A 22,020-nucleotide genomic window follows, 5' to 3' on the forward strand; every position below is an offset into this window, starting at 1 on the left:
ATAAAGTATTTAACTTGTTCTGAAAGTTTTTCAGTTTCACATATCAAGGTACATGATAACCGATATTTTAAACCCAAACGAAGGAGATATTGAAATTACCTCATTTGATAGCAGCAATTTAACTAGGGTATTACATAATGGGGAATGGTGGTTTGTTGTAACAGAAGTAATTGCTTCTCTTACAGGTAGCCCCAACCCATCAGATTACTTAAAGAAGATAAAAAGCAGAGATATAGGGCTTTCTAAAGGATGGGGACAACTTGTCACCCCCCTTGAAATTAAGACAAAAGGTGGTATACAAAAGATTAATTGTACAAGTGTTGAAGGTTTGTTTCGTATTTTACAGTCTGTTCCTTCTAAAAAGGTTGAAAAATTTAAACGCTGGCTTGCAAAAGTTGGGTATGAAAGGTTACAAGAGTACGATAATCCTGAGCTTGCATTTAAACGAGCTTACGCTAACTACGTTGCAAAAGGATATTCTCAAGAGTGGATAGATAAAAGAATACAATCTATATCTGTTAGAAATCAGCTTACCAGAGAATGGGACAACAGAAATATCACTGATCATAATAATAAACGCATCGAAGGTAAAGAATATGCAATATTAACTGATGTGATTTCTCAGGCAACTTTTGGGGTAAAAACGAAAGAACATAAAGAAATAAAAAAATTAAAGAAACAGTCGTTAAGAGATCACATGACGCCGATAGAATTAATCTTTAACATGTTGGGTGAACAAGCCACTATTGATGAAGTAAAAGATAAAGATGTACAAGGATACAATGCGAACTTAGAAGCTGCAAAGAAAGGTGGCAAAAGTGCTGGTATAGCAAGGGAGGCATTTGAGAAAGCAAGAGGCGTACAAGTTGTATCTCCCAATAATTTCCTAAAGAAGATTCAAAATAATGTACGTAAAGAATTAAAAGAAGATAAAAGCTAGGATTCAGTTGTCCATGTTTTTAGAAAGGCAAGCATGAGGTGGAGGTGAACTTGAACAAAAACACTGAATGAAAAATTTCCTTATGCCTTAAAAAGATTATAATAAAAATTTGACATGATAAGAAAAGTATTGTAGAATTATAATAAGGTGTTCTCGCTTGAGACAAGGCGAAGCAATACCCACAGCTTTCCTTAACGAGTAATTGAAGAGTCTTACTCAAAAATCTTTCAAAGCTTAAATTATAAAGGAGTTTAGTTTTATGGTAGAAAATTTTTCAACTGATATCAAGCAAGAAAATACTTTAACCAATGAGTATTGTAATTTTAACAATGCTATCTCACACTTAGAACCATTACAAAAACTTAATTCAGAAGAAATTAAAAGAAAATTACTATCAAGCATAAGGCAATGCCTTTCTTATCTATTTCCCAATGGGACCTTCCATGGCGATGAATTTCGAGTTGGTAACATACAAGGTGACAGGGGACAGAGCCTAAGAGTAGCATTAAGCGGTGAAAAAGCTGGGCTATGGTATGATTTTGCCACAAATGATGGTGGTGATATTATTGATCTTTGGGCAGCTGTACATGGCAAAAATGCAAAAACAGAATTTCTCGAAGTAATATCTTCAATTGGTGAATGGCTTGGAGATAGCAAAAAATATACAAAAAAACAAAGTGCTATCAAAAATCTTAAGCAATTCATTACGTACAGTTGGAACTACCTTGATGAAAATGGCCAAATTATTGTTAAGGTTTCCCGCTATGATACACCTGATGGAAAAAAATATCTCCCTTTTGATATTAAGCAATCCGACTATGTTGCGCCAAAAATAAGGCCTTTGTACAATATACCAGGTGTCTTGAAATCTGATAAAGTTATTCTAGTTGAAGGAGAAAAATGCGCTGAAGCACTAATAAATCAAGGAATTACAGCAACAACCGCAATGTCTGGAGCAAATGCACTTATTGATAAAACAGACTGGACTCCACTTAAAGATAAACATATTGTCATTTGGCCAGATAATGATGAACCAGGTAAAAAGTATGCTGAAAATGCTGCCATGAAACTTACAAGTTTAGGTATTGCCTCGCTTTCTATTCTCAAAGTTCCACAAGATAAACCAAAAGGTTGGGATGTTGCAGATGGTATTATTGAGGGGTTTAATGTGCAAGAGTTTATTAACACTGGAAAATCCTATACTCCTACCATTGATGATAAACTTATTACTGACATGATTAGCTTGCCAGAAAGCGATAAGATCCCTCCAAAAAGAGAGTGGATAATTCAAGATTGGCTTCCATCAGGTTATGTTGCTGCTCTTTATGGTGATGGTGGTGTTGGAAAATCACTTCTTGCTCAGCAGCTAATGACGGCTCTTGCAGCAGGTAAATCATGGCTTGGTATCAAATTAAATCCTATAAAGGTGTATGCTTTATTTTGTGAGGATGATAGACTTGAACTTACACGTCGCCAATATGCAATTAACCAGTTTTATCAAATTACAGGATCTTCAATTGAATACAAAGTTCGAATGCTGACAAGAGTGGGTAAAGATAATACATTAATGGATTTCAATAGCAAAGATTCAGGTAAGACAACATCTTTTTTCCGCGATTTACTTGAGAGTATTAAATCATTTCAACCAAAACTTGTTATACTAGATACAGCTGCAGATTTATTTGATGGAAACGAAAACAATCGTATACACGTCAGGCATTTTGTGCAGGATTGTTGTGGTCGAATTGCAAGAGAAATAGGTGGTGCAGTGTTATTATGTATGCATCCCTCTGATGTTGGAATACAAAGGAAAACAGGTACAGGAGGTTCAACAGCATGGAATAATACAGTAAGATCACGTTGGTATTTGACTAAAGCAGATAAAGCAAAGGCTTCTCCTGATGAAAGAATTTTATCACGTAAAAAGTCTAATTACTCTCAGTGTAATAATGAACAAATAACGCTTTGTTGGAAAGATGGAGCCTTTATGCATAATGATTCAGTTTTAAATTCAGAACCGATAATTAGAGATCAATATAGTAAAAAGTTAGATGCAGAGAGGATAAGAAAATATGAAGTCATTTTAAAGCTAATTCGTAGTAGAGCCTATCAAGGTAACATTTATACTGCTGGACAATTTGCAAAGCTCTTTGAAGGAGAAGAAGGGCTTGGAAGTGAGCGCAATATCAGAGAGAGAATTAGTAATCTTGCAAGTACTGGAGAAATAAAGTTCTTCAAAGAAATTGCTGAATGTGAAATACCAAGTACTAAATCAAAGTATGGATATTTGTGTGTTGAAGGCATGAAATACAAGGTATCTAAGAATAAACATGTATTAGTAAAGCCAAACTATTCTTTATCACTAGCAAATGGAGAATTTATTCCAGTTGAAAATCCAGACATTTGGGAAGATGGAAAGTTTGGAGAAAAGGAATTACCAATTTGTCAACTTAACTAACAACCTTTACTATAGCTAAAGTTGCCTGAAAACGTAGCTATTGATTATGTATATCACAAGTTATGTGTTACTTTAGCTATATCAATGTTAATATTTATACTTTCACTAGATGTTTTGAAGGAAAATTCGACTTTTGCTATTGTATAGATGGTTTGAAAATAAATGCTAAAGCCAATAGAAAATTTTTTCAGTCAGACGCTTGGTAATAAAAATCAAGATGGCAAATAGCTAATAAGATGGTAAAAAATAGCAAGTTGGCAGACTAAGGAATTCACCATCTTACCAACTCTAGATAGATAAAAACACAAGAAAATCGATGGTTTATAGTAATAACGAGTTGGGAGTTGGAAGAGTATCAACGGAAGGTCGCCAACTAGAATTGCATACTTAAAAATCCTTCTCTGTAGCGTGTTTTTGGAAGTTGGTAGTTGGCAGAAAAATCCTTATATATATAATAAATAATATACTATATATTATACATAGTATATTAATATTAAACATTTGAAATAAAAATTTGAAGGATAAAAGCGTAAAAAACCCACTACCTACTAAATGCTCATAACCACGTTTTTAAAGCGACTCCGTAACCTCGTGATTATTTTTCCACCTATACATAAATAACACCCATTAAAACCTCACCAAAAGGCATTCTAATAATTTAATTACTTCTACTCAAACTTACAAGTAAGCTTAACATACTTTTTTCTTGTTGAAAAGAATTTTTTTCACACCTAACAAAATTTTATAATAGAGCTTTAGCAAATTCATTCAGCTGCATACTCTCATATTTTTTTTAATTGGTTGGATTCGTATATTCAGCTCACTAATTTCTTTTTCATATGCTTTTGCACAGAATCTCTTTATTTAGCACCTGCTTAAGCCAATAAGGTTATATTTATCCATGTTCATAAAGGCAGCTGCTAAAGAAAGAGATAAGTGAGAAGAAAACACCGAAAAGACCGTCCACAAATATTCATAAATGCAACATAGAAAAACAAATAGCGCTTAATGACATTTTAAAGCGATTCTGTGACTTGAGGGAAATAATTATCCAACCATACTTAAGTAACGCTTATAATAGCTCTTAAAAGCCGAATAAAAAACACTTCTACCCTTTGCTTCAAACTTTTATTTTTAACGAAAACTTAATTTATGCTATCACATTTTTTGTCAGCTGAAAAGAAAAATTTTCAAGATACTGTTACAAGTGCTTTTATCGAAGTGATAGCAAGTAAGAGACCAGGGTTTTATTGGTATAGAAGCTCCTGTTGCCTATAGAGTTTAGTCGTGGTGTTCAATTCTTTTTGCAGTTGCACTTGAGGACTTGATTCATACTGTTACCCTGTATCTTTTGGCAGTATGGCTTGTGTCAAGAATACTCAGGTATTTACAATTCAAGGGAAGTTAATGGTAGTTGAGCAAAAGAAGCTTTACTTAAAGATCAAAACGTTCATAAAATGCAATGAAAAGACAATAGCTCTTAATGCCATTTTAAGACGACTCTAAGGCCTGATGGTAGAATTACACCAACCATACCTAAGTAGCGCTTGTAACACCACTTAAAACTCCAGGAAAAGGTATTCTAATAATTTAATTATCTCTACTCAAACTCACAGCTAAGTTTAACATACTTTTTTCTCGTTGAAAAGAAACTTTTTCGAATCTAACAAAATTTTTATATTTTATATAGAGCTTTGGCAAATTCATTCAACTGTGACACCATACGCTCTCTTACCTTTTTAAAGTCGGCTAGCTTCATATCAGCTGTAAACTTCCTAATTTCGTTTTCATATGTTTTTGCATGAAGTTCATTCTCTCTTTTTGCTATTTTTAACATTTGCTTGAGCCAGTAAAGTTGATCTTCCATATTTAACACATCATCCATGCTCATAAATGCAGCTGATAATTCATGTGAAGTTGTTAACCCTAATATTTTAATGTTAGCTGCAATTATAGTCAGTGTTAGCTTATCTAGCTCTTGTGGTTGGCTAGCAAATGATTTTATAAGGCTTACAATTGCTTGCTTTCTTTTATTTTTAGCGTTGAGTGAAAGCTTGTCATTCTTTTCAACTTCTTCAGCTTCGCTCAGTAGAGTAAACGCATCATTATTATGTAAGAAAATATCATAGCAATTTAACTTTTCTCTAATATAATTCTGAGCTGCGTTGGATAAAGCTTTAGTGCAGAGGTTAGAAAGTATTTCATGCAACTCTATAATGTTGTTTGTACTTTTACAAAGATTTATAGTAAGTACCATGAACACCCTATTTATTAAACCAATATTATCTGAACAGAGAGCACGATAAAGCGCTTCTTCTTTATTTTCGCATAAGTCAAACAACTGAGATGATGTGCCAGTGTTAAACAGATAGTTTGTCATTTTTTCATTATCTAATATCGGTAATTCAATGTTGACTAGGTGGTTAAAATCGTAAAACTCATCAAATAGTTTAAGTTCTGTGTTATTCTCAAGCCAAGCAAGCAACTCACTTATTTGTTTAATTTGAGAGTAATTATATTTGAACCGATGATAGTCTTTTTTGCAACTTTGCTTATATTTTTTTATTGCATCTGAAACCTGTTTTATTCCTTCAAAATAAATTATCCTTTTCTGGGAATCATGAAATATGCTGCATACAGCCTTAAAGCTCTTAGGATATCGAAAAAACGTTGATATTATTTGCTTTATTATATCTTGTCTTTTGTACATATCTTTAGCCATTTCAAATACCACCTAAAGATATGCAGTTTATACTAAATATTTTTTGTTAAAACTAGAATAATTTTTAGAGAGCCTGCTTATTTCTACAGATCCTTATTTTTAGAGGATAAGATTGTTTACAGGAAGGCTGCTGCAAAATGGTGGTTTCAGCTCAGAAAGAAAATTCTTCAGAACATAAAGAAATACATAGTTCAAGATAGAGATGAGAGGAAATGTCAAAAAACATGCATGAGAAAAAAGAAAAAACCTTAAATATTTATAATAAGATTTTAGCAATTAGAGGACGTTCTGAGTTTTATACTTTCCGCAATTTCCGGCAAAATTTCAAAATAAGGAAATGGAAATATAATACACCTAAGCTATTGAAATTCTGCGCTTTTATCCATTCAATATCTTTAAGACGTTATTTTTCCATTTCCAAAAGAGTTAGTTAATCAGATTGCCCTGAAACCCGCTATAGTAGCTAGCTTTCCACTTTCCGAAAATATTATATATTATTATAATATGTAAATAATACTAACATATATATATAAAATAATAATAGGAAATAATAATAAACAATGTGAAAATATATAATGGATTGTAAGTTAATAATAAGGTTAATTAAAGTTAGAGTAAATTAGAATGTCTAGGAAGTAGAAAGCCATGAAAACGCTACAATAAAAAGCCTTAAAATATTCATAAACACAACAAATAGCTCTTAATGCCATTTTTAAGACGATCCTAAGGCCTGAGGGTAAAATTATACCAACCATACCTAAGTAACGCTTGTAATAGGCTTTAAAACTTCAGAAAAAGGCATTCCTAAGTCATGATCTACTCCAAACTTTTATCTTTGTAAAAGAAACCATAGTTTAGTCTATCACATTTTTTGTTAGTTGAAAAGAAAAATTTTAAGGGAACGAGATTTATGTCAAAATTGTTGCTGTAGCGTAAGTATAGAAAAGGAACATTTAATTTTTAGGTAATTGGATATAGGATCTCTTAATCAGAGTTGGTTTGGCTGAGATTTTTCTTTTTACTTTCTTCTACCAATCTATCAAAGTCTGATTTGTACGATTTATCTTGTATTTTTCTAAACGCTTCATATTCTTTTGTAGCTAAGGCAATTGCTAGTTCATGAGAAACTTTCCCGCGGTTGTCTAATATCTCTTGCTCATTAAATTTTAAAAATGCATCAAGCTTTTCCTTCCAATCTTTCATATACATTACTTTACCTCTAGCAGCTTGAAACTCTGCATAATCTATATACATATTCACTATTTTATTCAATTGAGCAATTTCATTTTTATCTAAGTAGTTTTTTGCTACCTGAGTGTCAGAAAGAAAAATTTTTTCTTTAGGAGCTTTTCGCCAACTTGTTAGACCCATATTTGGTTTATTTCTATTTGCTCTATTTGCGATGATTTCCGCTGCTGTATTTCCAGTAATAGCAAAATGTAGTTTATTTTGTACCATAGCAAAGAAATTTCTTGTTTCAATGGTACAACTTGAATAGTCCACTGAAGTTGCATAAACATCCGTAATCTTCTGGTAAGCCATACGTTCACTAGCACGAATTTCTCTTATTTCTTCAACTAGCTCGTCAAAGAACCTGGCATCAAATTTTGTTCCATTCTTAAATCTATTACTATCGATTGCAAAGCCTTTAAAAATATACTTTTTTAGTTTATCAGTCGCCCATGTACGAAAAGCTGTACCACGTTCTGAATTAACACGATAGCCTACTGATATAACAGCTTCCAAATTGTAGAACACTACATTACGTTTTACTTCTCTTTGTCCCTCTTTTTGAACTGTCGAGGATTCCTCGGTAGTTGAACTTTTATCTAATTCTTTGCTTAGATAAATATTCTTTAGGTGCAACGAAATATTATCACCTGAGCAGCCAAATAGTTCAGCCATATGTTTCTGTGTAAGCCATAGATTATCGTTTTCAAACCTGACTTCTATGCATACCTTTCCATCATCGGTTTCATAGAATAAGATTTCATTGTAATCTGGCAGCTTATTATTCATACACCTTACATACTTTAAGTTATTATGGCCTCTTCTACTTTCAGTGGCAACTATATTCGTACGAGTTCTGCTTCTATTCAAAATCTGTGGCCTCGTCCTTGAGTCAGTTGCAGGCAAGATCGATAGGATGCTTAGAACTTTTCTCCATTCACTACTGACTTAACTAAAAGTATTAGTTTAGAAGTTAATGATTGCAAATTTTGACCTATATTATAAGTAATGATTTTAATTAAGCAAAACCTTTAACCTTAAAATGCTCAGAAACAAAAGCCACCCTTAATGAGATTTAGAAGCAATTCTACAATTTTAGGATTAAATTTGCCACCCATACCCTTATCGCTAATGTAGCCCATGTTTAAACTTGAATACAAGACATCTCTAAGTTATTTCTTATATCATGAATTTTACTAACTACAAAAAGTCCTTACTAAGCTTATCATCATTTTTATTCATTGACAAGAAGCTTTGTTTTATAGCTGTAAAAGGTTAATGGATACTGAAAAGAATTTAAAGTGATTTATAAAAATCATTATGGCTAGCTGAGCTTTAAGGAGTTGGTATGTACATGTGTTCTATTCTACTTTACTACTTTATCTTTATAGACGTTAAGGTTAGGGCAAATGTCTATAGATACGTTCTTCCCACAGCTTTCTTCAAGGTTGAGAGTTGCTACTAAATGTCTATTTTAATATAAAGAACTCACAGAGGCTGGATATGTTATTGTCGTCAGAAGGCTTCTTTTGCTTAGCAGTGACTATGTTCTAAAGATAAAATAAGGTGAGACTAGAACTTGAATAGCAATACAGCCTTACCGCCTATAACAACGTTTTTAAAGCTATCCATATTTTTTAAAGCTATTCATGTAGAGCTATCTATTTCCTCTACTACAACCTACTCATTTTTTAAGTTGCTAAAGGGCCAATATAAGTTTATCATACCTTGCTTTTTTAACTGGCAACAAAATATAAAATCTTTAAGTAGATATCAGAATATTTTTACTTTTAGAAAGCATCATCTTCTCTCTATTAATTTCTTAATATATTTTTATTTAAAATTAGAATATAAAGGTAATTTATTTATCTTCAAAATGACAATGGAGCTGATAGTCGTGCTTTGACGATTTGGACTCAGAGCGTTAACAAAAAATATGAAGATATAAAACAAATATGCTTAAATATTAAGATATATCATGTATATCCACACTAGAAATAGTATCCTTGAGTCATTAGGTAGTAATTTTAAATAAGAAGCAATATAAGTAAATAAGTTAATTATAGTATATAATTTTATTCTAAATATAATGAAAAAACCTTCGCATATTAACCAAATTTACGGGTCCTTCCCATAATAAAATTCGCGTGGGTGGCGAAGGGCCCGGGCGTTTCCTAGCGTTAGATCTATTTTGAATGTTAACTACTTTACTGGTATACTAATTTATTAAATTTATGAACTTAGTAATCTATTACTACCCAATTGAAAACCTCATTAGAAAAGCTTACTAACCTACAAACACCATAAGGTTCATCAGAATCCTTCTGATAAGTTAATAGATATGTTTACATCCTTTCAAAGAATAGAAGCTAGCTTTCTAAGTGACATACAAAATCCCTTCTTTTATGGTAGGTGGTTTCTATGTATTTTAACGTGCAAAACCTTTTTGATTCTTGAAAACTCAAGCGCAATGGAACTTTTTAATAAACTACCACGGAGACAAAGATCGAAATTTACTTGTTTACGTCTCCAATTTTATCACGCATAATGGAGACGAAGATTTATATTTCGTGTTTTATGTCTCCATCATTTATTGGTAGGCAAGCTGAGTTAAAGCAACTAGTGGAGCTTACAGAAAAAAATACTGCATCTTTTGTAGTAGTAAAGTGAAAGTCCATTTTTTCAGAGGAAGACAGGTAATAGTGCTGGTTGTCAGATTGATTATATGATTCAAACAAAGTTTAATACCCTTTAACATTTGCGAAATCAAATTTTCAAAAAATAAAATTGGTCATAGATGTACAAACGAAAATAGATACACTAAACAATCCAAAATGCTTTTCATGTCGTCCAGTCCTTATTCACGTTAATGATGTAATAGATAGTAATTACTTTTCAAATATAATTGATTTTGGAGAATTATTAGACTAAAAGCTATGGTAAATTTGTTCAGAATGCTTGTATCTTCCAATTTAAAAACGCAAATAAACAGCATGAAAATGAAATACCAAAATGTGCACTATGACTTGCACTGTTGATCTTTTTGATTACCATAGTAATAAGTTTAGCATAGTTGGGTAGAATAAGCAGGGGTTTTTATGCTGAAGGTAGAACATCCAACAGATTGTAAAAAAGAATGGGTTAATGCAGAAGCTGCTGAGATTAAACCCTTGAATACCATTTTACCAACTAATTTAGTATTATATTTATCCATCCCACTTAATCTTCCTAGCTTTTCTAAATCCTCATCTTGGATTAAATTTAATACTTTTTCTATTTGATCAATTATTGCCTTCATTTTTCTGCAACAACAACCCTTTTATTTATCTTCTTTTTATGCCACTTTCAATACTTGTGGACTGTACATCTAAGATTGATAGTGTATGCTATACTTATCACAGACCTGATGTAGCTCTCAACCTAAATTTATATCATCTCTTGTGTTGTTAGAAAGTCATAACATGATTACACGCAGTGTAGATATAGACTTTACAGCTTTTCAATTATTATTTAACTTATTCCTTGATCAATTTTTAAGTCATGATGAATAACACATTGATAATATTAGCAGCAGGAAAAAGCAGTAGAATGGGTTCACAGTACTCAAAAACATTACACAAAGTAGGAAATTTTACTCTTTTAGAGCATATAATTCATAATGCAAAACTGCTGAGTTTAAAAAGTCTATCAATTGTCATTAATAAGCCTGTTCTGAAGGAGCTAGAAAGATTTAGTACTTTAAGAGATACAATCAATAAATATAATATAAAATTAATAGTTCAAGAAGACATTACAGGTACTGGCACTGCAGTTAAAGTTGCCCTAGAAAATCTAGAGCAGTTACCTGACCAAGATATAGTTTTGATACAGTATGGAGACACCCCTTTTATATCGAGTAATACAATAATGAAAATGATTGATCACTTAAGAAATAACAATAAAAGTTTAGTTCTTCTTGGATTTAATAGTCAAAATAAACAATATGGAAGATTAATCATTAATAGTGATAACAATGTTCAAGAAGTCTTAAAAAATGGAGATAAAATGCTTCTTGCAAACTCTGGGATAATGGTTTCATATGCTAAGGATCTTTATACTTTAGTGAAAGAAATAAAATTTAATGATTTGACTAATGAGTGTTGTCTTAATGATATAGTACCAATTGCGGCAAGTCATAATTTAGGTATAGGTTATGTAATCACTGACGAAAGAGAAGCAATGGGAGTTAATAATAGAGAAGAATTAATTAAAGCTGAGCATTATTTTCAGAAAGTTTGATTAAAAAGCAGTCAATATTACTCTTTAATTTAATCTATAACTTAATTTAAGTTGACACTTGTTTTATACTAGTTTTATAATAGTCAATGTTTTTCAAGTTTTACTTGGAAAGTAGTAGGTGTTGAAGGTTTTTCTAGTAAGAAAGATATATGAGAGTATTGATAACAGGTTCAGCTGGTTTGATAGGATCAGCTTTAATGGAAAAGTTGGAAAAGCAGGGCTATGAAGTAATCAACTGTGATATCAGGTTACGTGACAATCCATTGAGTTTTTTTTCTGAAGACATAATACCACTACTTACTAAGTGTACAGGGGTTATTCATCTAGCTGCAATTTCTAGAGTTGTGCATGGTGAACTTTATCCTGAGTTGTGTCAAAAAGTTAATGTTGATGGTACAATGAAGTTATTAGAATTGTGCAAGTCACTTTCAAATAAACCATGGTTTATATATGCTAGCAGTAGGGAAGTTTATGGAGAACAAAAGGAACTACCAGTTACAGAATCTTCTAGTATTAGCCCAATAAATAATTATGCCAAAGGTAAAGCATTTGTTGAAGAACAAGTAACAAATTTAAAAGATTTTAACTTTAATATAGCAATATTACGCTTCTCCAATGTATATGGCTTACTTTTACCCATAACTTTGAGAAGTTATTATGTGAAGCATAACCATGCTCTCTCTAAGATTTTCATAGCCTCGCCATAGAGTCATACTTCCTGGTAAATTATCACCTTTTCTATTCATAAACCCACCTAATTTTCCTAACCAAATAATAGCTTGTTTTATGTTTGGAGGTTCTTCGGGCAATGTGGCCACTTGATGCTCACGTATGTAAAGAGCTTTCCACTCTTCATTGCTTAGAACCTTAGTGCAAGCCTCCATAGGATGCGATAAAGCCACTTTTGTTAAATATAAAATTTTAAATGTAATAATGCTCTTTATAGCAATTAATTTCTGTAGCCTTTCCTTTGTAGTTAAACGAGAGCTTTCTATTTTACATCCTGATTTTAAAATTCTAAAGTATTCTTCAATTTTCCATCGTAGCTTATACCAATTTATCCTTTCTATGGCATCTAAAGTGCTATTAACTGGTACATTAGTTAACAAAGTCCAATCGATAGCTTCAACTCCTTTAGGAGGATCCATTTCCTTTGCGCTTACCACATATACAGCGACTTTATCACTTATTTTATGTGCTGTATCTTTTGACCCATAAATGTAAGGCGCTCTGATAGGTATATAGCCTTTCATATATTTTACTTCAATATTTGCTTTTCTTGACTTCTGGTGCCCGTTTTTAGCAACTTCCAAGACGATTTTCTCTTTTACCGGAAGTTGAGCTATGCGTGTTTGCAAATCTGTTTTTCCCTCTTCAGTACAGATAAATTTTCTATTAGCTCGGTTACGGATTACATAAAAACTACCCAATGATTCAGCTATCCATAAAAATTTGAAGATATCTGCTTCCCTATCACCAAGAGTGACAAGTTGTACATCTTTGGAAACGTTATTTATGGTTTCTTTTAGTGCTGCTATCCACTTATAACTTTCTTTCTCCTCTATAGAAGTACGGTATTTCCTATTTGCTTTTTCTTTTGCTGTTTCTTCTTTTCTAGCGGGACGCGCCCAGCACTGTTGAGAAGATAAACCTAAAGGTAATCCTTCTTTACTGACCATTAAGGCACTATGCAGCAGCAAACCCTTTTTATGCTTTGTATAAGCTTTAGAAATACTGCCTAGCCCTTTGGTATTTATATGAGAGTCAAAATCCAAATAACTAGTATCTTGGATTGAAAATATAAGCTTATTTCCTTTTATCCTTTCCGCTGTTTCTTTATGATGAGAAGAATAAATTTTCTCGGCCTCAAGCTTTTCATTACTAAACAACCTGTACGCGCCCTTAGCTTCTTTCCATCCACCACAACTTTGATTAATTGATCCAGATGCCTTACGCTCTATAAGATAACTTGTTGTAATAAGCCTCTTATTAAGCCTTATATCTCCCAGATTAACATGTCTCAACTCTCTTTCTAGCCATTTGTCCCCTAAGCTATCAGTATATTGCGTATTTGTATTTACTCCGTACATTTTTAAACCCTTTATCAAATATATGAATTTGCTATTTTACTAGCTTTTTTATATTTGTGGGTAAAAGTAAGTATGTTAATGCAGTAGAATGTTCAAAATTCGACTATATGTGTGATCGAAATGAAGCAATTAAATTAATAAAAATGCATAAAAATCACGCAGAAGGTGTAGAGGTGTGGAAAAAAGATGTAAATTATGGAAAAAGGGCTCACATAGAGGGTTTTTTTTGGAGATTTAAGCGTATATTTGGATTTCATTTAAAGAACAAATCGGAAGAAAATCGCAGAAACGAAGTAATAATAAAATGCAATTTACTCAATGAATTTATTAATATTGGCATCGCTAAATTTCAGTTGATTGCATGATCTAATTTCTTGGGAAAGGAAATGAGAAAGTAGCTATGCAACAAAGCCATTAATAATCGAAAAACCTCGTCATCCTGCTGCTTGTCAGCGGGATCTATGCTGAGATACCGCGAATAAATCCACAACTGTACGAACGTCTAATTTAGCGAGAAAGTAAACCAAAAACATCAACCTTTGGTGTCATTTCATTAGCACTCCTCCTGTCATCCGGCTTTGTTGCATAGCTCAAAAATACTACACGCCTTTGTCATTCTAGCGCGTGACGCTAGAATCTATTTATATATTTTCAATGCCAACAACGTATTATATGCAACCTTCGCTTGCTAGATCCCAGATACTGTCTTTGATGTCAAACAAATTATCCAACTAAATTACAATTAAATGGTTGATTGTTTTTAAGAATACCAAAAAAGACATGCATTAATTTTCTCATTAACGCAAGGACTATGACTTTTGGGCATTTACCTTTACTTGCTAGACGCTGACAAAATTTTTGAAAATGATTATTATGGTTTTTGACTACTATAGCTGGCATATAAAGGGCTTTTCGGACGCGCTCAGATCCTATTTTACATATGCAACTTCTCTTACTTACAGACGATCCAGATTCATAATGTCCTGGATTTAGACCAGCAAAAGCTGTAAATTGCTTAGCATTGTCAAAATTATCAGCCGCTGGCATTTCTGCAATAACAGCAACAGCAGTAAGATGTCCTATACCTTTTATAGTCTTGAGGTTTTCTACCATATTTTTTAGATGTGGATAGTGATTTATATGCTCATTAATTTCTGTTTCGAGAACAATAATTTGCTCCTCTATTGCCAAAATTACCTTAGATATAGCTTCTTTGCAGCTGGAATGCATATTTTCATTTTCCAAGCGGTTCATCTGTTGCAATTTATCATTTTTTAGCGATTGCATACAACGGTAAAGATCTCTTAAATGCCTCATTTCAGGTGCAATTGGTTTCCAAAGAGCAGGTTTATTAGCGATACAAAATCTAGCTATCATAGCTGCATCTGATTTATCTGTTTTATTTCTGAGCAGCTCACTTTTGCCAAAAGCCTTGATTTGAGCCGGGTTTACTATACTAACATTATGCCCTAAATCGTGCATAAAAGTAGCCAAATCTTCCCCATACCAGCTAGTTGCCTCAAGACACAGATGAATAAGATTTGCTCCATGGCCATTGCACCAAACCACAAGCTTTGCAAAGCCATCCTGATTATTTTGAAAGACTTTGTGTCGTTTTTTATTGTCCATCAGCAAACAAACATCAAATTTCTTTTTTGAAATATCCACACCCAAAATAGCATTTACTTGCATAAAATTACCTCCAAGACTATAAATAAACTGAGAGTTTAGACTAACCTTGTAATACGGGATATAATTCCAAAGATACTGTTCAGTCTTTTAACTCTATGGGAGGGGAGCAAAATCTGGAATTCGGCCTTATTGGCGTTAGTGTCAAGTCGGCTTCACCCTCCCTGCGTGGTATTTTAGCTCTAATGCCTCACATCATAAAGATACAAGTGTCACGCACTGGGATTGTAAAGGTCAACTAATTCATTGACAAATTTTGCAAAAAGCCCAAAGGAGCGATACCTCCAAGAGCTTGATGCGGCCTGTGTTCATTGTAATAAATTAAATATCTAAACAATTCATCTTTAAATTCCTGAGCAGTCTCAAACGTTGTACCCTCAATCAAATCATCATTTAAAGTCCGCCAAAAGCGCTCTACTTTTCCATTTGTTTGTGGTCTATATGGCCTTGTATATAAATGCTTTAAGCCAATTTCAACTAACATTCTTTCAAATGGATGTCCATCCAAATTACTTCTTGATGCAAACTCTGGTCCATTGTCTGTCATTACTTCTTTGAACTGAATACTGTAACTTTGCTTTATATAATTAAAACATCTGAGCACTGCAAACATTACATTCAGACTCTGAATATTTTCTAAAACTTCTGCCCATGCTATACGGCTTGCATCGTCTATTACACACACTAAATAGTATCTTTTGCTCTCATTTATTATCATATCTTTACTCAAATAATGACAGTCTATATGTGCCAATTCTCCAGCTTTTTCCCTGATTATCTTTCTCTTCACCTCTTTTTCTTTTGTGCTCAACTTATTCATGCCGGCTCTCTTAATAATATTATATATACCAGATGGAGAAGGTGTTTTGTTGCCCAACTTTTTTGCTAGTATAGCACAAATTTCATATTTATTTATCCCTTTTTTCCGCTCCTCTATAACTGCTTTTTCTATTTCAATATCTGTTCTTCTACTTTCCCATCTTGGACCTCTTTTTCTTGGTAAAAACTCTTTTTCTAATCCGCTATTTCTATACCTATTATAATATTTACAGAATGTTTGTCTGTTGATTCCATTAGCGTGATAAAAATCGCCTACAAATCTATAAAATGGATGCTTTTTTGCCTTTGTTTGCTCATATTCTTTGATCAAAAATCTCCATTTACTTTGGTAATTTCTCTCTAAAGTTTTATCTTCTGTGTTTCTTCTCATACCTAACTCCCTCAAAAATGTTTCTTTTATCTTAACATTTTTGTCATCGAATTAGTTGACCTTTACACTAAAAGAAACCATAAATAACGTTTCCAAAGATGTACAACTTGTCACTCTTGGTGATAGGGAAGCAGATATCTTCAAATTTTTATGGATAGCTGAATCATTGGGTAGTTTTTATGTAATCCGTAACCGAGCTAATAGAAAATTTATCTGTACTGAAGAGGGAAAAACAGATTTGCAAACACGCATAGCTCAACTTCCGGTAAAAGAGAAAATCGTCTTGGAAGTTGCTAAAAACGGGCACCAGAAGTCAAGAAAAGCAAATATTGAAGTAAAATATATGAAAGGCTATATACCTATCAGAGCGCCTTACATTTATGGGTCAAAAGATACAGCACATAAAATAAGTGATAAAGTCGCTGTATATGTGGTAAGCGCAAAGGAAATGGATCCTCCTAAAGGAGTTGAAGCTATCGATTGGACTTTGTTAACTAATGTACCAGTTAATAGCACTTTAGATGCCATAGAAAGGATAAATTGGTATAAGCTACGATGGAAAATTGAAGAATACTTTAGAATTTTAAAATCAGGATGTAAAATAGAAAGCTCTCGTTTAACTACAAAGGAAAGGCTACAGAAATTAATTGCTATAAAGAGCATTATTACATTTAAAATTTTATATTTAACAAAAGTGGCTTTATCGCATCCTATGGAGGCTTGCACTAAGGTTCTAAGCAATGAAGAGTGGAAAGCTCTTTACATACGTGAGCATCAAGTGGCCACATTGCCCGAAGAACCTCCAAACATAAAACAAGCTATTATTTGGTTAGGAAAATTAGGTGGGTTTATGAATAGAAAAGGTGATAATTTACCAGGAAGTATGACTCTATGGCGAGGCTATGAAAATCTTAGAGAGAGCATGGTTATGCTTCACATAATAACTTCTCAAAGTTATGGGTAAAAGTAAGTGTATATGGTGGGTTACTAGATCATAGTAGTAGGGTAATTCCTGCACTCTGTACCAATGCATTGAAAGATAATCCGATTAGAGTAGAAGGTAAAGAATGTGTTTTTGATTTTACCTATTTAGATGATGTTATAGAGGGTGTATACTTAACTGTTCAATATTTACAAAACGAAAAATCTTCTCTCCCCCCTATTCATCTTACTACTAATAACCCATACAATTTGGAAAATTTAGCAAAAACTATATTAAAAATTACAGGGAGTCATTCTAGAATTGATTTTTATCCTCCAAGAAATTTTGATGTAGCTAAGTTTTGTGGTGATTTTACTAGAGCTAAAGAGCTACTTGGTTGGTCTCCAAAGCATTCATTAGAAGTAGGATTAGGCAAATTTATAAAAAGTCTGAAAAATAATACACAAGAATATCCTAAAAATATAGATATGGTAATATATGAAAATATTAAAAGTTATTCATGGCTACCCTCCTTATTATAGTGCTGGTTCAGAGGTGTACAGCCAAACTCTTGCACATGAACTAGCTAATAACAATGAGGTGCAAGTATTTACTAGGCAAGAAAATGTTTTCTTACCTGATTTTCACTATAGTACGGTGTTGGACTATAACCATAATGGTATCTTATTACATATAATTAATATTAAATATCGTAATAGATTCATTAGTGAGGAAGTGGATACAGTATTCAAAAATATAATAGATGATTTTCAGCCAGACCTTATTCATTTCGGTCACCTTAATCACCTATCTTTAACTCTACCAGAAGTTGCTTTTAAAGAAAATATACCTACAGTTTTCACACTACATGACTTCTGGTTAATGTGTCCACGAGGAAGATTTATTCAACGTAATTCTGAAGATTTATTACAGCTTTGTGATGGACAAGAAGATCAAAAATGTGCAACCCAATGTTATAAGGGGTATTTTACAGGAGATAAAGAGTGTATTAATTCAGACTTGAATTACTGGACACAATGGATTTCAACTAGAATGAAGCACTCACGAGAAGTAATAGACTATATAGATCACTTTATTGCCCCATCGAAATTCTTGATGGATAAATTTATTCAAGATTTTAATATTCCGATAAATAAAATTTCTTATCTTGATTATGGTTTTAATCTAAACCGTCTTAGGAATAGAAATAGAGTACAAGAAGAAGAGTTTATTTTTGGTTATATTGGTACTCATACTCCTGAGAAAGGTGTTGACATGTTATTGAAGGCTTTTTCTCGCTTACCATCTAAAGCAAAACTTAGAATTTGGGGAGCAGTAAGAGAAGAAACTAAAGCTTTAAAAGCAATTGCTAGTCAGTTTTCACAGACAGTCAAAGAAAGAATAGAATGGATGGGAAGTTATAACAATGAAAATATAGTTACCGATGTATTTAATAAACTTGATGCTATAGTTGTTCCATCAATTTGGAGTGAAAATTCACCATTAGTAATACATGAAGCACAGCAACTTAGAGTACCAGTTATAACAGCTAACTATGCTGGTATGGCAGAATATGTAAGAGATGAAATAAATGGATTATTATTTAAACATAGAGATATAAATAGCTTGTTAGAGAAAATGCAAGTTCTATCTACAGATCAGAAGTTACATAGTAAACTTGCCCAAAGAGGTTATCTTTATACTAAAAGTGGTGATGTACCTTCTATAAGTGAGCACACTGAGCAACTTAACAAGGTTTACCGTAATGTTATTACAAGTAAAGGTAAATCAGTACCTGTAAAACCTGGTCCTTGGAGAATTACTTTTGATACTAATCCAGATTATTGTAACTTTGCTTGTGTAATGTGTGAATGTTTTTCACCATATAGTAATGTTAAAGAGGAGAAGAAAGCCAAAGGGATAAAACCTAAGATAATGTCAATAGAAACTATCAGAAAAGTAATTACAGAAGCAGCTGGAACACCTTTGAGGGAAATAATTCCTTCTACTATGGGTGAACCTTTGATGTACAAGAATTTTGATGAAATAATAAATTTATGTCATGAATTTGACCTAAAGCTTAACCTTACAACTAATGGTTCTTTTCCTATTAAAGGGGCTAAAAAATGGGCTGAACTGCTGATACCAATCTTATCTGATGTTAAGATTTCCTGGAACGGAGCAACTAAGGAAACTCATGAAAAGATCATGAAAGGCTCAAAATGGGAAGTAGTAACAGAGAATCTAAAAATCTTCCTTAATGTTCGAGATAAATACTTTAATGATACAGGTAAGAGATGTACTGTTACTCTACAATTAACATTTTTAGAGAGTAATTTGCATGAGCTTTATGATATAGTTGAGATGGCTATAAAAAATAGCATAGATAGAGTGAAAGGACATCACCTTTGGGCACATTTTGAGGAAATCAAGAATCTCTCTATGAGAAGAGATGAGTTAGCAATTAGTAGGTGGAACACTGAGGTAAGAAGGTTATACGAACTGAGAGATAATATGTTGTTGCCAAATGGTAAAAAGATAAAGTTAGAAAATTTTACAATTCTCTCTCGAGAAGGTATTGAAGATTTGGCTCCAGGTGGTCAATGTCCATTTTTAGGTAAAGAAGCATGGATAAACAATGAAGGAAAATTTAGTCCTTGCTGTGCTCCAGATGAACTACGAAAAACATTAGGGAATTTTGGTAATGTTAATGAAGTTAAACTGGAAGAAATATGGCAAAGTAGTGAGTATCTAAGATTACAAAAGAATTATTTAAACTATGAATTATGCAAAACATGCAACATGAGAAAACCATTAATCAATTAGCCAAAGATAATAAATATCTTAGATCTATTAAGGTTTCGCCCTGTGGGAGGTTTCACCAACTGTCAGAGAGTCCTCTATACGAAAATATGTTTATAAAAGTTGATAAATTTCACGAGCCAGGACTTGCACCTGTTTATGACAATACTGGCGCTTATCACATTGATATCACAGGAGAAGCAATTTATTGCAACAGATTTTTAAAAACTTTTGGTTTTTACTGCAATAGATCAGCTGTAGAAGATGAAACAGGATATTACCATATCGATCTATTAGGATGTAAAGTATACAAGCAGTCATATCAATGGGTTGGAAACTATCAGGAAGATATTTGTGTAGTCAGAAAACATGATAAATTTTTTCATATTGATTTAGATGGTAACAGAATTTATCAAGAAGAATATGATTATGTTGGAGATTCTAAGGATGGTGTTGCTGTAGTTTATAAAGATGGTAAAGCTACACATATTAATCATCATGGAAAGTTAGTACATAATAAATGGTATAAAAAGCTTAATGTTTTTCATAAAGGGTGTGCTATTGCCGAGGATCAGAATGGCTGGTTTCATATAGATATCAATGGTAATCCTGTTTACCAGCAAAGATTTAAAATGGTCGATGCATTCTATAACGGCATGGCAAAAGTTGAGACTTTTGAAGGTACACTAGGACAAATCGATATCACAGGCAATATAAAATGTAGTATTTTTACTTTAAGTCAAGAATCTCAAGTACACAAAATTTCTGCAGAACTGTCTGGATTTTGGAAAACTTACCTAACAAATGTTGCAATTGAACTTGATCTGTTAAATATTTTACCTGACACTACACAAGCTCTATCTCAAAAATTGAATATTATTGTACCAAATTTGGAAAGGCTGCTTAGGGCATTGTGGACAATAGAATTTATCGATTATGATAAGGATAATGACTTATGGCAACTATCATCAAAAGGTAAGTTCTTCAAGGAAATACCATTCTTATCTAACGCAGCGATCATGTGGGCAAGAGTTGCTGCTGAAAAGAATTGGTTGAAAATCTCTGATATATTAAGGCAGAAGTCAATATCTTCATTTGAATCTTTTAAAGAAAAAGAAACATCAGAAAGCAGGAAAATCAAGTTTTATCAGGCATTGCTTGGATATTCTGTACTTGATACTAAAGAGTTTAATGTTAAAGTTAATATAGATAATGCTAAAAATATATTGCTGTTTGGTGTACACTCCTTATTTCTTGCTTATTCCAATATACCTAATAAGGATTCTATAGGCTTATATTACTATAACGAACATAAAGTACCTAGACAGATAGTAGAAAATTTAAAAGCCAAGCTTATCAGCCAAGAAGAATTATTAGCTACGAACTGTGAGTTAGGTGTCTTTTGTCGCTTTTTACAGCATTACGATGATAATAAAGTACTATCTTATTTAAGGTTAGTCAAAGATAAAGGAATATCACGCATTTTATTAATAGAAACTATCTTAGATTACCATTCTCCAGTAGGAGGCTCTGTAGATATTAATATAATGGTTGAAACAGGAGGTAAACTAAGAACATTAAGTGATTGGGAAAAAATATTAAAGCAAATAAAGGAATTTAAGATTTTTGATGTTGTTCCTTTAACAGATTATTTATCAGTTATTGATTTTAGGTGTTAA

General features: G+C 32.6%; 15 protein-coding genes. 10 read left to right on the top strand and 5 right to left on the bottom strand.

All coding sequences use genetic code 11. The annotated features are described in order from the left end of the window. The first annotated feature begins 52 nt into the window (after positions 1-52). Entirely contained in the window at positions 53-940 is an 888-nt protein-coding gene (locus tag ASM33_RS01560; protein WP_237342930.1) for a BRO family protein, read from the top strand. A 259-nt stretch (positions 941-1,199) separates the two neighbouring features. Next, the gene (locus ASM33_RS01565) at positions 1,200-3,398 is read left to right on the top strand and encodes an AAA family ATPase (RefSeq protein ID WP_110409338.1); all 2,199 of its coding nucleotides are present in this window, start codon (positions 1,200-1,202) and stop codon (positions 3,396-3,398) included. A 1,675-nt stretch (positions 3,399-5,073) separates the two neighbouring features. On the opposite strand, the gene ASM33_RS01570 is transcribed toward ASM33_RS01565, so the two are convergent. Further along, positions 5,074-6,120, bottom strand: a complete 1,047-nt coding sequence (locus tag ASM33_RS01570; RefSeq protein ID WP_110409337.1) for a hypothetical protein — start codon at positions 6,118-6,120, stop codon at positions 5,074-5,076. 984 nt (positions 6,121-7,104) lie between these two features. After that, positions 7,105-8,139, bottom strand: coding sequence for a virulence RhuM family protein (locus tag ASM33_RS01575; protein WP_110409336.1), 1,035 nt, complete (start codon positions 8,137-8,139; stop codon positions 7,105-7,107). Positions 8,140-10,448: 2,309 nt separating this feature from the next. Between ASM33_RS01575 and ASM33_RS08460 the strand changes: the two genes are divergently transcribed. From ASM33_RS08460 to ASM33_RS01595, 3 genes are all read left to right on the top strand, one after another. Further along, a complete protein-coding gene (locus ASM33_RS08460; RefSeq protein ID WP_162297600.1) occupies positions 10,449-10,631 on the top strand; it encodes a hypothetical protein in 183 nt (60 codons plus the stop codon). Positions 10,632-10,890: 259 nt separating this feature from the next. Beyond that, complete coding sequence (locus ASM33_RS01590; RefSeq protein ID WP_237342931.1) at positions 10,891-11,628, top strand: NTP transferase domain-containing protein; 738 nt, start codon at positions 10,891-10,893, stop codon at positions 11,626-11,628. A gap of 149 nt (positions 11,629-11,777) precedes the next feature. Further along, positions 11,778-12,335 carry an NAD-dependent epimerase/dehydratase family protein gene (locus tag ASM33_RS01595; RefSeq protein WP_237342932.1) on the top strand — a complete coding sequence of 186 codons (558 nt, stop codon included), beginning with the start codon at positions 11,778-11,780 and terminating at the stop codon, positions 12,333-12,335. Here ASM33_RS01595 and ASM33_RS01600 read toward each other — a convergent pair. Next, positions 12,261-13,736, bottom strand: coding sequence for an IS4 family transposase (locus ASM33_RS01600; RefSeq protein WP_157956338.1), 1,476 nt, complete (start codon positions 13,734-13,736; stop codon positions 12,261-12,263). The genes ASM33_RS01595 and ASM33_RS01600 overlap by 75 nt on opposite strands. Before the next feature lie 38 nt (positions 13,737-13,774). On the opposite strand from ASM33_RS01600, the gene ASM33_RS01605 reads away from it, so the two are divergent. Further along, positions 13,775-14,083, top strand: coding sequence for a transposase (locus tag ASM33_RS01605; RefSeq protein ID WP_237342907.1), 309 nt, complete (start codon positions 13,775-13,777; stop codon positions 14,081-14,083). A gap of 358 nt (positions 14,084-14,441) precedes the next feature. On the opposite strand, the gene ASM33_RS01610 is transcribed toward ASM33_RS01605, so the two are convergent. Both ASM33_RS01610 and ASM33_RS01615 read right to left on the bottom strand, forming a co-directional pair. Further along, positions 14,442-15,410, bottom strand: coding sequence for an IS110 family RNA-guided transposase (locus tag ASM33_RS01610; protein ID WP_110409333.1), 969 nt, complete (start codon positions 15,408-15,410; stop codon positions 14,442-14,444). 235 nt (positions 15,411-15,645) lie between these two features. Further along, on the bottom strand, positions 15,646-16,632 hold the full coding sequence (locus ASM33_RS01615) for an integrase core domain-containing protein (protein WP_157956347.1): 987 nt from the start codon (positions 16,630-16,632) through the stop codon (positions 15,646-15,648). A 40-nt stretch (positions 16,633-16,672) separates the two neighbouring features. Between ASM33_RS01615 and ASM33_RS01620 the strand changes: the two genes are divergently transcribed. The 4 genes from ASM33_RS01620 (at position 16,673) to ASM33_RS01635 (ending at position 22,020) form a co-directional block, all read left to right on the top strand. Next, positions 16,673-17,581 (top strand): IS4 family transposase, encoded by a 909-nt coding sequence (locus tag ASM33_RS01620; protein ID WP_110409331.1) that lies wholly within the window; start codon positions 16,673-16,675, stop codon positions 17,579-17,581. A gap of 68 nt (positions 17,582-17,649) precedes the next feature. After that, positions 17,650-18,081 (top strand): NAD-dependent epimerase/dehydratase family protein, encoded by a 432-nt coding sequence (locus ASM33_RS01625; RefSeq protein WP_237342933.1) that lies wholly within the window; start codon positions 17,650-17,652, stop codon positions 18,079-18,081. Continuing rightward, positions 18,038-20,365, top strand: a complete 2,328-nt coding sequence (locus ASM33_RS01630; RefSeq protein WP_112477195.1) for a glycosyltransferase — start codon at positions 18,038-18,040, stop codon at positions 20,363-20,365. Before ASM33_RS01625 ends, ASM33_RS01630 begins: the two co-directional genes overlap by 44 nt. Continuing rightward, a complete protein-coding gene (locus ASM33_RS01635; protein ID WP_110409330.1) occupies positions 20,326-22,020 on the top strand; it encodes a class I SAM-dependent methyltransferase in 1,695 nt (564 codons plus the stop codon). Before ASM33_RS01630 ends, ASM33_RS01635 begins: the two co-directional genes overlap by 40 nt.

This window comes from Wolbachia endosymbiont of Folsomia candida (assembly GCF_001931755.2).
Taxonomy (GTDB): Bacteria; Pseudomonadota; Alphaproteobacteria; order Rickettsiales; family Anaplasmataceae; genus Wolbachia.

Coding starts and splice junctions, on each gene's coding strand:
- ASM33_RS01590 (WP_237342931.1), top strand. CDS start 10,891: ATGATGAATAACACATTGATAATATTAGCAGCAGGAAAAAGCAGTAGA.
- ASM33_RS08460 (WP_162297600.1), top strand. CDS start 10,449: ATGCTGAAGGTAGAACATCCAACAGATTGTAAAAAAGAATGGGTTAAT.
- ASM33_RS01575 (WP_110409336.1), bottom strand. CDS start 8,139: ATGAATAATAAGCTGCCAGATTACAATGAAATCTTATTCTATGAAACC.
- ASM33_RS01630 (WP_112477195.1), top strand. CDS start 18,038: ATGAAAATATTAAAAGTTATTCATGGCTACCCTCCTTATTATAGTGCT.
- ASM33_RS01595 (WP_237342932.1), top strand. CDS start 11,778: ATGAGAGTATTGATAACAGGTTCAGCTGGTTTGATAGGATCAGCTTTA.
- ASM33_RS01570 (WP_110409337.1), bottom strand. CDS start 6,120: ATGGCTAAAGATATGTACAAAAGACAAGATATAATAAAGCAAATAATA.
- ASM33_RS01565 (WP_110409338.1), top strand. CDS start 1,200: ATGGTAGAAAATTTTTCAACTGATATCAAGCAAGAAAATACTTTAACC.
- ASM33_RS01610 (WP_110409333.1), bottom strand. CDS start 15,410: ATGCAAGTAAATGCTATTTTGGGTGTGGATATTTCAAAAAAGAAATTT.
- ASM33_RS01560 (WP_237342930.1), top strand. CDS start 53: ATGATAACCGATATTTTAAACCCAAACGAAGGAGATATTGAAATTACC.
- ASM33_RS01635 (WP_110409330.1), top strand. CDS start 20,326: ATGCAAAACATGCAACATGAGAAAACCATTAATCAATTAGCCAAAGAT.